The organism is Actinomyces graevenitzii C83 (genome assembly GCF_000239695.1).
Classification (GTDB): domain Bacteria; phylum Actinomycetota; class Actinomycetes; order Actinomycetales; family Actinomycetaceae; genus Actinomyces; species Actinomyces graevenitzii.
The window spans coordinates 97,622-111,643 of sequence record NZ_JH470340.1; the positions used below are offsets into that span (position 1 = coordinate 97,622).

Sequence of the window (14,022 nt, forward strand, 5' to 3'; positions counted from 1 at the left end):
GGGCTGCGCCGTCGGGCCTGCGGTGGGCTGCGCCGTCGGGCCTGCGGTGGGCTGCGCCGTCGGGCCTGCGGTGGGCTGCGCCGTCGGAGCCACAGTGGGCGCCGCAGTGGGCGCAGGCGTGGAGCCAAGCGCGGGCTTGGTGGTGGAGTGGATGGCGCGCAGAGTCACCGAATCGGGACCCATGCCGTCTTCTTTGGCTGCCACCGCAATCGAAATGACGTTCTCACCGTTGGGGTTGAGGAACCCGGCGGGGATAGTGAACGAGGTTTGCGGCCCCCGGTCGCCAATGTAGACGCCGGTGTTCCAACCGTTGACGAAAAGCGTGGCCTGCGCGCGGTCGCCCAGGGAGCTAAAACGCGAGGAGTTGATGTCCAGGCGGAAAGCGGTGTCCTGGTTGGCAGGCAGGTTCAGCTTGACGCGGGCGCGGTACCAGGTGACGCCGGCCGGCGAGTGCAGGTTGTCGGCCTTGGCCCACTTGGAGTCGTCGAAGCCGGGCATGTGGAAGCCGGCTTTTTCGCCGCCCAGGCCGCCGTTGTTGTAGAGCGTGCCTGAGGGGTTGGTGGTTGCCTTGGCGGCAAAGTCGGCGTCGGCGCCGTGGATCTTCCAGGTGGCGGCGGAGCCTTCGATGGCCACGTCAAACAGGCCACGGTTTTGCTTGGACAGGCCGTCGTCGGACCAGTCCAGGTTTTGCCCGAGGTTGTTGACCAGCACCGCTACGGTGACCTTGTCGCCGCTCTTGACGGTGCCGGCGGGGACGTTCACCTTGGTCCAGTTGCCGGCGGCGTCGTAGGCCCCGGCGTAGACGCCGTTAACCCACACCTGCATGAAAGCGGGGTTCTTGCCCTGCGAGGGGACGCCCGAGCCGCCGTTGCCCTGTAGGTACAGGTAGGGGTCGGCCTTGGTGGCGGTGAAGGTGCCCCGGTACCACACTGAGCCTTCGTAGAAGCCGTAGTGGTTGGAGTCCAGCACGGTGTGGGAGTATTCGCCCGGGCCTTGGAAGCGGGGGTTGGCGGCCTGGGTGTCAGCGGCAACCTTCCACTTGGAGTCGTCGTAAGTGGCCTTGGCTTCAGCGTAGTCGGTGGATTTGACGAAGCTCAGCTGCTGGCTGGCTACGGCTGCCGGTCCGGGTACTTTGCCGGTAAAGACGCCGACGTCGCTCGTGGCGGTAGCGCTGTTAGTGCCGGCCTCAGCAGTGCCAGTGGCACTAGCCGGGTTGAGTGAGCCGCCGTTGAAGCCCACGTGGTTGATGCCGGCGGGGGCAATTACGCGCACATTAGACTCAGCGGAGACCGAGCCGGTTAGCTGCAAGGTGTCCTTGCCGGTGAACTTGGCGGTGCGAGCCAGTTCCACCCCCTCAACGGCTACGCTGCTGAGCTTGCCGTTGCGGGTGCCGTCAAGCAGCCAGGTGGTTTGGGCCGTGGTGCGGTCAATGATGCGCAGGGAGAGAACCTTGTCGCCATCCTTAATGATGATTTGCTGGGGCGAGGCGGAGTAGCTGTAGTTCAAGCGCAGCTGGCCGGTGGCCGCATCCCAGGTTTGCTCAACCCCCTCAGGGGCGCTGACCTGGGGTTGGCTGGCGTAGTGCAGTACGGTTTCGCCGCTGTCACCGCGCGTACCGGTTAGATACTGTAAGGCCCCGCCGGCGCTGTTTAGCGTGGCGCCAAACATTTGGCTGGTGGTGTAGTACAGCTCGTGCCCGCCCACCTGCTTGTCAGCGGTCAGCATGATGGCGTCGCGCCCGTGCAGGGCCAGGGTGGTGCCTTCCTTTTGCGGGATGCGCTTCCAAGAGATGGTTCCGTCTGCCTCATCGTTGTTTTCGCCGGGCAGGGACTGGGCGTTGGGGTAAACCTTGACAGCGTCTAGCGACACGAAGGTGTCTTGTGAGCCGCTGAAAGCTTTCCCGTCCACGGTCACCTTCACGGTGTGCGTGGCGGGCTCGGCTGCCTGGCTGGCAGTCGCGTCGGCCTGGCTGGCGGTCGCACCAGCCTTATCGGTGCCCGCGCTGTTCGCGCCGCTTTGCGCAGCGGCCTCGCCGCCCTGCGCGCCGGCCTCAGCCCCCTGTGAGCCGCCCTCGGCGCCCTTTTCGGCGCGCCAGCTGAAGACGGTTTGTTGCGCAGTGGCCTCAGAGGTGACATCCTCCTTGGTCTGGCCCACTTCCTGGCCGTCAACGGTTACCGTGGCCGAGCCGTGGTTGGAGGAGAAGGGCGCGATGATGTCAAAACCTACACCGGTGAAGGTGAAGGTGTAGGAGTCGCCGGCAGTCTTAGAGAAGGTTTCGTCACCGGAGTGGTCACCCTGAGTCCAGTTCTTACCGGTGGCGTACTGCCAGGAGCCGGTGAAGGTGAAGAAAGAAGTGTCAGAGTCGTTGTAGATGGGGGCTTGGAGCGCCGTCGACCCTAGAACGTCGAAAGCGTCAATATCAACCACATTTGCGCCGTCGAAACCAACATTTTCCACCTTAATGGTGTGCTGGCCGGGGCTGAGGTTTTCAATGCGGTAAGCCTCCAGCTGGGTGGGCTTGTTCTGCTCAGTGTCTACGTGGGCGCTCGTGACCAGCTGGGCCTCGCCGCCGTCGATAGAAACCTTGAAGTAGCCGTGATCGGTGCCGGTGGCGGTAATCAGCCGCACCCCGGTGCCGGTGAAGGTGAAGGAGGCCGTGTCGCCCACAGTCTTGGTGCGAGTGAGCGTGCCTGAGGCTGCCGACGAGTCAGCCACCTGGCTCCAGGAGCCGGTGTAGGTGATGGCGCTGCTGCGGTCGTCGTGGCTAAAGCCTGTGGTGGTGGCGCCGCGCGGCTTGCCTAGGCTTAGCGCCGTGGTGAAGGTGGTTTCAGTGGTGTCGTTGGAGTTGGCTAGGCGCATGGCGTAGGTGCGCACGCCGTTGCCAGTCACTGAACCCTGCCCGGCTTCGGCTTGGCGGGCGTAAATCTTTACGTTGGAGCCAGATTCGACGACGGCGCTGGGGGCCTGCACCGGGTTCATGCCACTTAACTCGGGTACTGCCTTGGTGTAGTAGCCGGTTTCTTTTTGCACACTGGCCTTGGGGGTCAAGGTGCGGTCCTCAGTGATGCCGGCGCCGTAGTCGTAGGAGGTGAAGCCGGAGGCGGGCGCCCCAGTCCAACCCCAGTTGGTGCCGCCATAAGCCATGTAGTAGTTGAAGGCGGTTACCCCGTTACCGATGTTGTGTACGCCCCATTGGCGGGTGAAACCCTCATCGGTGTAGGTGTAGCAGTCTGAGGCGTTGTAGCTGGCCCCCCAAGGAGTGAAGGCGCCGCCTTGAGATTCGGTGATGAAATGCGGCGAGTTGGGGGCGTAACTGCGGAAAGTGGCCTCAGAGTCATCAATCCGGTTACGTCCAGCTGAGCAGTTAAAACCTACCGGGTACTTGTCGTAGGCATAAAAGTCAGTGCCGTAAAGGCTAGTGTTTTTAAAGCGTCCACCTAGCCCATAGTCATTGTGGAATAGGGGCACATCAATGCCGTCAGATTTAACCTGAGATACCAGGCTCTTAAGGAAAGCGCCGCGCGCAGCGTTGTCGCTGAGCAGCTCGTTTTCCACCTGGTAGAGCAGCACTGAGCCGCCGCCCTTAGTGACCAGGTGCTTGGAGGCAATCTGGTTAAAGGCGTGCAGCCAGGCTTTGGAGGCTGCCAGCACCTTGGGGTCGGTGGTGCGCAATCCACCCGAATAGTTAGTCATCCAGGCAGGTAGGCCACCCATGGAAATTTCGGCGTTAACGTAGGGGCCGGGGCGAGCAATGACATACAGGCCCTCTTCCTGAGCCATGGTTAGCAGCAGGTCGAGGTCTTTAATGGTGCCTTTGGAGAAGTCGAAGGGGCCGCCTTCTTTAGATTGGTGTAGACCCCAGAAGAAGTACAGGGATACGGCGTTGTAACCGTTAGCGCGCATCTTTTGGAATAGATCGCGCCAAGAGTTCACATCCGGGGCGCGCCAGTAGTGGATCTCGCCAGACCACACGTTTAGACGCTGTCCATCAACCATGAAGGAGTTTTTGTCGAAAGTGACTTTGTGGGGTTTGCCGTCGTTGCCGGGGAAGGTGATGTCGGCGGTGGCGTATTTGGCGGGCGGAGCCGCGCTCGCGGCTTGGGCTACCGAGATTGGTAGTGCGCCTCCTGCCAGGGCCATGCCAACGACGGCGGCTAACGTAGCCGCACGTTTGGCCAGTTTTCTGGGCATTATCGCTCCTATGCGAAGGTCCGGCCGCAGCCGGGGGGAGGGTTTGTTTAAGGGGTGGCAGCGGACATTGCGGTTAATATCCGCTGCCACCCCTTTCAGTTTGTGGTTAGTTGAGGATGAACCGAACTAACCTTGGTTGATAGCTGTATTTAGCCCTGTATATGGGGGCGCTATCAGTCCTGACGACGACGACGCAGGGTTAGGCCCCCAGCGCTCATCGCGATAGCTGCCAACGCAAAGGCGCCAGTGGCCGCGCCCGTGTGGGCTAGGCCGCCGCGCGGCGAGGCAGTGGTGCGGTTACCAACCACCGGAGTGGTGGCATTGGCAACCGGGGCGGTGGGCTGCAGCTGAGGCTGGCCGGGCACCGTGGGCTTAGCGCTAGGCAGCGCACTGGGCTTGCCGCTACCAGGTGCGGTAGGTACCGCGCTGGTGGGGGCAGGGGCCGAAGTGGGCTGAGCGGTGGGTTCAACTGCCGGGTTGCTGGGCTGGGCAGTCGGAGCCGGAGAAGCCGTAGGTTCGCCAGTGGGCTCAGCGGTCGGCTGACTGGTTGGAGCCTGAGTCGGTTCAGCAGTAGGTTCGCTGGTTGGGGCCTGGGTAGGCTCGGCCGTGGGCTCAGCGGTCGGCTCAGTGGTCGGCTGGCTGGTCGGGGCCGGGCTGGGCTCAGTGGTCGGCTCGGCCGTCGGAGAAGCCGTCGGAGCCGGGGAGGCCGTCGGGGCTGGAGTCGCCGTCGCCGTCGGGGCCGGGCCGGTGGGCTGGGCCGTGGGCGAAGCAGACTCAGCCGCGAAGGTAGCCCCCAGGGCAATCTCAGCCGCGCCACCATAGTTGTCGCCGTTTTGGCTGCTTAGCTGCTCAAAGTAGACGAAGCAACCGTTAGGAACACTGGCCGCCGTGGGCAGCACAGTCTGGGGCGAGTCAGAAGACTTGAAGGTACCTTGGCCAACCAGCGTCCAGTCATCCTTGTTGCCGGTGGGCGAGACATACAGGCGGTAGTCCTTGGCACGCGAGTTAGCGTTGCCCTTACGGCCGGTGTACTCCAAGCCAGCAAACTTACAGGTCTGGCCGGCAGGGGCCTCAATCTTCATGATCACGCCGTGGGGGAAGCCATCGTTACCAGCGCTCCAGCGGGTGTGCCAGAAGGTGTTGGGATTGCCGTCGAAAGCAGCCGTAACCGGGCCGTTAGGCGGGGTTTCGCCGCTTTCCTCCTGGGAGTCAACCCAGACGGGCTTCACCTTGCCCGTGGCTACGCGGTGCGGCAGCGGCACAGTGCCGCCGGAGATGGTGACCTTAATGGTCACTACCCGCTCGCCCTGGGTGAAGGTCATGTCGTGCTCACCGTTGGTCATGGAGCCGTCAATTAGCAGATCCTGCACGCGGGTGCCGTCCGCGCCAGCGCGAATGTTACCCACAAAAGCGTCACCAATCTTGATGGCAATCAACTGGCCAGGCTGGAAGCCTGAAGCCTCAATGTGGATGCGCTCGCCCACGGTTAGCGTGGTCTTCTCAATAGTCACCTTGGGGGTAACCGAAGCGTCCCAGGCGGCTGGCAGCTGCGGGGCTGCGGCGTCGTCGGCAACGTGAATAGCGGCGTAGTTAACCTCTTCGCCACCGATTTTTAGCGTGGCCACATAGTCGCCGGCAGTGGCGTACTTGTGCTCACCTAGCAGGCGGTAAACCCCCGCTGAGTGGTAGGCGTCGCGCGGGGTGTCAGCGACGACGGCGGCCGTGGTTTCGCTCGAACCGTCACCCCAGTCCACGCTGATGGTGGTGCCAGCGGGCAGGGCCGAGTTAGACACGCCGTCGTCGTCATTGGTGCTGTCGGGGCTGACAGCGTTACCCGTAACCTTCGTGCCGGGGGCCGAGAGGTACCCCAGCGGGAAGGTGACGGAAGTGTTAGTGGGGGCGCTAGTGCCAGGGTTGCCAGCCAGCTCCCAATTCCACTTAACCAGCGAGGTGTCATAGAAGTTCTGGCCAGCCACATTCCAGTGGGTGCCCACCATACCTAGACGCTGGGTGAAGTCGGTGACGTTGCGCTTCGCCTGCGGGGTCCAGCCAATCTCGGCATGGGAGGCGCCGCGCGGCCAAGCCAGCAGGTCCACCTCAGTACTGCCGCGCACGGTTTCAGACCAGAGCGGCGCCTCAGGGCCCAAAATGTGCTCGTCACTCAAGCCGGAGATAACCGTCTTGGGGTCCCAGTTGTAGTACTGCGGGGCGTCACAAACCCCGGCGCAAGCCCAGTTCAAACCGATAGGGGTCTTGGGGTTGTACTTCTGGTCAATGTAGGACGAAGCGCCGCGACTCATCACGATCTTGGCGCCCTTGTTCAGGGCCGCGTCCTTAGTGGAGGCGGAGTTACCCACCCAGTACTGCACGGCGTCGCCCGATTTCAGGTCAGTGCCGGCGTACTCATTCCAACCAATGGGGTGCTTGCCCAGGTCGCGCACAATAGTGCCAACCCGGTTAAGGAACTTGTTGTAAACCGCAGTGCCGTAACGCGAGGTCATCGAGTGCGGCTCGTCGCCGCCCACGTGCAGGTAGGCGCCGGGGGTGATGGCCGCCAACTGGGCCAGCACGTGCTTTACGAAGGTAAAGGACACTTCAGAGTTGGGGTCCAGGTAGGAGTAACCAACCGCGCCGGTGCCGTTAGCGGGAGCGGTGGGTTCAGCGGTGGTGGCCTGGTGGGAGGAGCCGGCCGTGTTCAGCTGCGGGATTGCGTGCAGGGCGGCGTTGGTGTGACCAGGCAGGTCAATTTCGGGCACCAGGGTGATGTGGCGGGCGGCGGCGTAGGCCACAATTTCCTTGTACTGTGCCTGGGTGTAGTAGCCGGTGCGGCCCACCTCATTGGACTTGGCCTTGTCGTGCATGTTCATGGCGGTGCGGCCAGAAACGCCGGTTAGACGGGTGTAGTCAATGGTGTCGCCCTCAGCGCGGCCCTCATTGGTGATCTCAATGCGCCAACCCTGGTCGTCAGCCAGGTGGAAGTGCAGGTAGCTCATCTTTAGCGAGGCCATCTGGTCAAGTACGTGCTTGACTTCGTCTACCGTCAGGAAAGAGCGGGCTGGGTCAAGCATGATGGCGCGGTAGGCGTAGCGCGGGGAGTCTTTAATCTCGACGGCGGGCACCTCCCAGGCCGCATAGACCGGGTACTTGGAGTTGATGAAGCCCGGCAGTAGCTGACGCAGCGTCTGGGTGGCGTTGAAGAAACCGTGGGCGGCGTTAGCGGTGATAGTTACCCCGCTCTTGGTGGAGGTCAGGGCGTAGGCTTCTTCGCCGCTGTGACCGGCAACCGCACCGGTTTTGAAAGTAATGTTGCCGCTGGCCTCGCCAGAGTCAACCACCGGCAGCGGGTAGCCGGTGGAGATGCGGGCCTGGGCAGCAAATAGCTCAGCCGCGTCCTTAGCTGCCCCGGGGGCGACTAGCTTAGTGTCTTGGCTGAGCTCAAAAGAGTCCTGGCTGGCAGAGTTGTCTTTTAGCTCTGCCGGTAGGGGCACCAGGCCTAGGCCAGTGTTGGCGGCTGGCTGGCTGGGGTTACTGTTTGCTTGAGGACCATCCCACACTTCAAACTCCCATAGGGACACGCCGTATTTAACTCCACCAAAGGGAGTACGGTCTTCAGCCTGCATACGGATAGCTTTATAGGCGGCGTCGGCACTGACTTTGGTGAGTTTTTGCTCGTCTCGCGCGGCACCATCGGCGGTGCCACACGTGGGCCTAATGGTATCAGTGGCGCGTTTGAAGGTAGTTCCGTCGGTGGATACCTCTAGGTGGTAGGCGGCCGCGCAAGCCACCTCCCAGTGAATCGCGACATGGTGGATCTTGGTGGGTTTTGAGAAGGTCAAAGTGACCTGAGCGTCGTCGGCAGTGTTCGAAGACCAACGTGACTGATCGGCTTTGGCGGCACCAACGTTGATTACGCCGTCGTTTACCTTATCCGGCCCCCACTGGCCGGCAACTTCCTGTCCGGAAGCGGAAACGGTGGTACCTGCGCTTGCCAGAGCCACATTGCGGCCCTGTGTCGACTCAGCGTTGGCTACGCTCAATGCCGCCGTTGGCAGCAGTGACAATGACAGCGCCGCCACTGCGGGCACTGCCAGCCACCTTTTGAAGTACGCCATCGTATCTCCTTGTGAGAAGGGTTGGGTCAGGGTCAAGTCTAGTCACTGGCAAGGTCGAAAGTGAAAACTTTTGAAAGAATCTGTTGGTTTTGGTGCGGGTGGCCCACGTTCTGTAGTGCGGCCTCTCGACGACGACGGCGCCGGCCTGGCCGTTAACGTTGCCCCGCGCGTGGTTGACTCTGCTTGGCTGCACGCCCATTCGCTTGCGCAGCCGCCAGGGCAGCCAAGGTTGGCCCGATCACAGCGAAGTAGAGCCAACTAACAGGAATAAGCTGGGACTAAAGTCGGTTCATAGAGGCGTTAGGACTTGCGACGGTAAGCGCACCAGTTGGGCGCCGTCGTCCCCACCATCGATCAGGAGCCGCAAGTGAGCCTCGACGAAACCACCAAGAACTACGACGCCCTAATTGTCGGCTGGGGCAAAGCCGGCAAAACCATTGCCCAGAAGCTGGCCCTGCGCGGCCAGAAAGTGGCGCTGGTAGAAGCCAGCCCAGCCATGTACGGCGGCACCTGCATCAACATTGCCTGCGTGCCCACCAAAAAACTAATCGTGGAAGTAGAGCAGGCCCTGGCCGCCAAGGCCCGCGAAGCTGAAGCTAGCTCCGACGCCGCCATCTTCGCCGGCGCTCAAAAGGCCCGCAACGCCCTAATTGAAAAGCTCAACAACGCCAACTACCACATGGTGGCCGACAAGGGCGTAGACATCTACGACGGCACCGGCGAATTCGTAGGTCCCAAGACCGTGCGCGTAAACGGTGAGCAGGGCGCCCAGCTGCTAACCGCCGACACCATCATCATCAACACCGGCGCCCGCCCGGTCGTGCCCCCGATCCCCGGCGTGGACTCCAAGCGTGTCGTTGACTCCACCGGCATCCAGTTCCTACCCACCCTACCCGGCCGCCTAGCGGTAGTTGGTGGCGGCCCCATCGGCCTGGAATACGCCGACATGTTCGCCCAGCTCGGCGTGGAAGTCACGGTAATCGACGCCGCTCCGGTCCCCTTCACCCGTTTCGACGCCGACGTGGCTAGCGTCGCCACCGACATCCTGGCCAAGCACGGGGTGCAGTTCGTAAATGGCGCCAAGCTTGCCTCCTTCGTGGAAAGCGGCGACGGCGTCGTCGTTAACTACAGCCTGACCACCCCCGCAGGCGAGGCGGAAAACCAAGAACTAGCCGTGGACTATGTGCTGCTGGCAATCGGCCGCCGCCCCGCCACCGACGGGCTAGGCCTGGAAACCGCCGGAATCGCTACCGGCGCTCGCGGCGAAGTGGTTGTGGACGAGTTCTGCCGCACCAATGTGCCCGGCGTGTTTGCTGTTGGTGACGTCAACGGCGGCCCGCAGTTCACCTACATTTCTTTCGACGACCACCGCGTGGTGATGGACCAGCTGGTGGGTTCCGGTAAGCGCTCCACCGCCGGGCGCATCATTCCCACCTCCACCTTCATCAACCCGCCGCTGTCGACCGTGGGTCTAGGTGAGCAGGCCGCCCGCGAAGCCGGCTATGAGGTGCGTGTGGCCTCCAAGCCCGTGGCCGCTATTGCCGCCATGCCGCGTCCCAAGATTGTGGGTAACCCCGACGGCGTCATTAAGTTCGTGATCGACGCCGCCACTGACCGCATCCTGGGTGCCTCGTTGCTGGTGATCGACTCCCAGGAGCTGATCAACCTGGTGGCGCTGGCTATCAAGCAGGGTCTGACCGCCGCTGACCTAGCCGGCGCGATCTACACCCACCCCAGCTCCAGCGAAGCCTTCAACGAGGTTTTGGCCTGAGTTTTGGCGGGTGGCGCCCCGACGCGCATAGGTAGCACCCCTAGTGCGGGGGCCTGATGGCCTGTCTGACGCGCGGGGCGCCACCCTGCCTAGCACGGGGCGCCACCCCGAAAGCGCTATGGCGCTGATATAGCGCTAGCTGCCCTGGCTGCGGTTGTGGCGGCCGACGGTTGTAATCACCGGCGGTTGCGAACCGGGCCAGGGCAGTTCTTCGCGCGGATTTTGCGTGGGAGCCTGTGACTGCGGGGTGGGCCGGCAGATTTGGCTGGCTTTGTGCGGATTTTGCGTGTTAGCTGGGGGAGCGCACGGCTATACCAGCTGGGGGTGCGCGGCTACAAAAACGCATTTGCTCACTCGGGACTTTGGGACCTGTATAAAGCGCTACCACAAGATAATGTTGTCTCTTGCAAACCGAAGCACAACATGTAGTGGCCGCGCCGTTATTCTCCCCATTTCCCGCGTGACCTCATTGTGCGTCTTTTTCGTGAAAGGACTGCCAGATGGACCCGCGTTTTGACTCTGCCAAAGCCGCAACCAACCACGGCGCCGCAGCAATGACTGCTGGGCAGCACTACGACGTCGACGCTATTGCCACTATCAACGAGTACCTAGACCGCAGCGACTGGCGCGTGAACGCCAACGCTAACCAGGGCTACTCGCTGGGCGGTCTGATCCTTAACTCTGCCGGCAAAATGGTGGCCAACTACTGGCTTGAGCACGTCTACACCCCGGCCATTGGCACCCCTCACCGTGAAGGCGACTACCACATCCACGACCTGGACATGTTTGCCGGATACTGCGCTGGCTGGAGCCTAAAGCGCCTGCTCCAGGAGGGTTTCAACGGGGTGAGTGGGTCTATCGCTTCAGCCCCGCCCAAGCACTTCTCCTCAGCATGCGGGCAGATCGTTAACTTCCTGGGCACACTGCAAAACGAATGGGCCGGCGCGCAGGCCTTCAGCTCTTTTGACACCTACATGGCGCCTTTCGTGCGCAAGGATGACATGAGCTATGACCAGATCGTCCAGTGTATGCAGGAGCTGATCTACAACCTGAACGTGCCCAGCCGCTGGGGTAGCCAGTGCCCCTTCACCAACCTGACCTTCGACTGGACCTGCCCAGACGACCTGCGCGACGAGTACCCGCTAATCGGCGACGAACTCATGGACTTCACCTACGGCGACTTGCAGCCTGAAATGGACGTCATCAACAAGGCTTTCATTGAGGTTATGACTGCCGGTGATGCCGACGGGCGCGTATTTACCTTCCCGATCCCCACCTACAACATCACCCCTGATTTTGAGTGGGAGGGCGAGAATGTAGACGCCCTGTTCAACATGACTGCCAAGTACGGCCTGCCCTACTTCCAAAACTTCATTAACTCTGACCTGGACCCGCACATGATCCGCTCTATGTGCTGCCGCCTCCAGCTGGACCTGCGTGAGCTGTTAAAGCGTGGCAACGGCCTGTTTGGTTCAGCTGAGCTGACCGGCTCCATTGGGGTAGTTACTCTGAACATGGCGCGCCTGGGTTACTTGTTTAAGGGTGACGAGGCGGCGCTGGTGGCCCGCATGGATGAGCTGATCGACCTGGCCAGCCAGTCCCTGGAGATTAAGCGCGCCACCATCCAGCACCACATGGATCACGGCTTGTTCCCCTACTCCAAGCGCTACCTGGGTAGCTTGGACAACCACTTCTCCACCATTGGCGTTAACGGCATGAACGAGATGGTGCGTAACTTCTCCGACGACGCCTATGACCTAACCGACCCGCGCGGCTTTGAGATGTGCGTGCGCGTCTTAGACCACGTGCGTGAACGCATGGTGCAGTTGCAGGAGGCCACCGGTCACCTCTACAACCTGGAGGCCACCCCGGCTGAAGGTACCACCTACCGTTTCGCTAAAGAGGACCGCAAGCGTTTCCCCAGCATTATCCAGGCTGGGACTGAGGCTGAGCCCTATTACACCAACTCCTCGCAGCTGCCTGTGGGCTACACCGATGACCCCTTCCAGGCTTTGGAAGATCAGGAAGTGTTGCAGGGCAAGTACACCGGCGGTACGGTGCTGCACCTGTACATGGGGGAGCGGGTTTCTTCCGGCAAGGCTTGTAAAGAGCTGGTGCGTCGTTCACTGACTGCTTTCAAGCTGCCTTACATCACTATCACGCCCACCTTCTCTATTTGCCCGGTGCACGGTTACCTGACTGGCGAGCACTTCACTTGTGAGCGTTGTGCCGCCGCCCACCCTGAGCGTGAGCCCCAGGCTTGCGAAGTGTGGACCCGCGTAATGGGTTACTTCCGTCCGGTGCAGTCTTTCAACATTGGTAAAAAGGGCGAGTACCACGAGCGGCAGATGTTCGATGAGTCTAGCGCTGCTGGTCACGGCCAGTTACGTAGTGCTTTTGAGTTCGACGACGCCGGCGTGCGTACCCGCGAGGTAGTCACCTCCGAGATTTATGCCTGACGCAGCTGACTTACAGATAGCCGGGCTGGTACCCCTATCCACGGTGGACTGGCCCGGCAAACTGGCTGCCAGCATCTTTTTGCAGGGCTGCCCCTGGCGCTGCGTGTACTGTCAAAACCACGAAATTTTAGATCCCCGCACCCCGGGGAGTGTGCCCTGGTCGCAGGTGGTGGAGTTGCTGCAACGCCGACGTGGTCTGCTGGACGGCCTGGTTTTTTCCGGCGGCGAGGCCACCCGCCAGCCCGGTCTGCTTAGCGCCGCCCAGGAGGTTAAGGCCCTGGGCTTTGCGGTGGGGCTGCACACTGCCGGTATTTATCCGGGTAATTTGGCCCGCCTGCTTGCCGCCGACGCCGTCGACTGGGTGGGCCTGGACATTAAGGCCCTGCCTGGCCCCGATTACCGCCAGGTGGTGGCGCGCGGCGGCGGGGGAGAAAAGGCCTGGCACGCCCTGGAGCTGGTACTCAACGCGGGCGTGGATTACGAGGTGCGCCTGACGGTGTATCCCGGTTACCCCGGCGGGGTTGAGGGAGCGTTTAGGGTTGCCTCTTCTCTTCACGACGCCGGCGTGGCCAGTTTGGCCTTGCAAGTAGCGCGTAGTTTGGGGGCGCCTGAGGGTTTTATTTCCGACGGCGACAACTGGGGCGCGCAGGTGGAACAGTTGGAGGCACGTATTGGGCAGCTGGGCTTCGCTAGCTTCCTGCGCCGCTAAGGGCACTGTTACTTACGCGTGCTGGCGCACTGCTAGCTACGCGCTCTAGCTCATTCTTCTACTTACGTGCGCTGGCGTATCCCTGCTGCAAGTAAATTTATGGGCCGTCCCTTATAGGGGCGTCCCCGCAGTTGTTTTCTGTGTTGTGCCGAGTTTTCCACCCACCTCAGAGCGGTTCGGCAACCCCGCAGTTACGGGGTTGCTCTTGGGTGACAAGCGTTGCCGGTCACAATATTTTGGCCCGCGCCCGGCGCCTGTCAAACTGGTTGCCCCTAGCTTAAATTGCTCTTGGCCAGCCTAAACAGGTAATTCAGCCGGGCCTGGTTGGCTCTGAAATACAGCTTGTAAGTCATCAGGCTTAACGCAAAATTAGCTCTTTGTGGCTACCGTCACCCAAAATCGGGTTGCGAGGCTGTTGGGCGCTCGCTAAAGTTATACGAGTGCCTGCGGGACAGCAACGAAAACAAAAAATTCGTTAGATGTTCTGCTGGGTGCGTTGTTTGAGAACTCGATAGTGTGTCAAGTTTTTTTATGTCTTGAATTCTTCTCCAACAGGCATGGTGTTTGTTGGGGGGTTTTTCTTGTTGATTTCTTTGTCAACTATTATTTTTTTTGAGCTAGTTGTTTTCTGGTTCTTCAGTTTTTTTGGAGAGTTTGATCCTGGCTCAGGACGAACGCTGGCGGCGTGCTTAACACATGCAAGTCGAACGAAAATACCAAGCTTGCTTGGTTGATTAGTGGCGAACGGGTGAGTAACACGTGAGTAACCTGCCCCTTACT

The 14,022-nt window shown here is 61.3% G+C and carries 5 protein-coding genes and 1 rRNA gene; 4 read left to right on the forward strand and 2 right to left on the reverse strand.

What is annotated here, in order from left to right; translation table 11 throughout:
• Window positions 1-4,191, reverse strand: a 4,191-nt coding sequence (locus HMPREF0045_RS09850; protein WP_005987767.1) for a beta-galactosidase, incomplete at its 3' end; no start/stop codon positions are given.
• 173 nt (window positions 4,192-4,364) lie between these two features.
• On the reverse strand, window positions 4,365-8,303 hold the full coding sequence (locus HMPREF0045_RS10605; RefSeq protein WP_005987769.1) for a family 20 glycosylhydrolase: 3,939 nt from the start codon (window positions 8,301-8,303) through the stop codon (window positions 4,365-4,367).
• A 367-nt stretch (window positions 8,304-8,670) separates the two neighbouring features.
• Between HMPREF0045_RS10605 and HMPREF0045_RS09315 the strand changes: the two genes are divergently transcribed.
• The 4 genes from HMPREF0045_RS09315 to HMPREF0045_RS09330 all read left to right on the forward strand — a co-directional run.
• Entirely contained in the window at window positions 8,671-10,074 is a 1,404-nt protein-coding gene (locus tag HMPREF0045_RS09315; protein WP_005987771.1) for an FAD-dependent oxidoreductase, read from the forward strand.
• Window positions 10,075-10,628: 554 nt separating this feature from the next.
• Complete coding sequence (locus HMPREF0045_RS09320; protein ID WP_050807491.1) at window positions 10,629-12,533, forward strand: ribonucleoside triphosphate reductase; 1,905 nt, start codon at window positions 10,629-10,631, stop codon at window positions 12,531-12,533.
• A complete protein-coding gene (locus HMPREF0045_RS09325) occupies window positions 12,526-13,242 on the forward strand; it encodes an anaerobic ribonucleoside-triphosphate reductase activating protein (protein WP_005987775.1) in 717 nt (238 codons plus the stop codon). The genes HMPREF0045_RS09320 and HMPREF0045_RS09325 overlap by 8 nt, the downstream gene beginning before the upstream one ends.
• Window positions 13,243-13,884: 642 nt before the next feature.
• A 16S ribosomal RNA gene (locus HMPREF0045_RS09330) occupies window positions 13,885-14,022 on the forward strand; the annotation flags it as partial.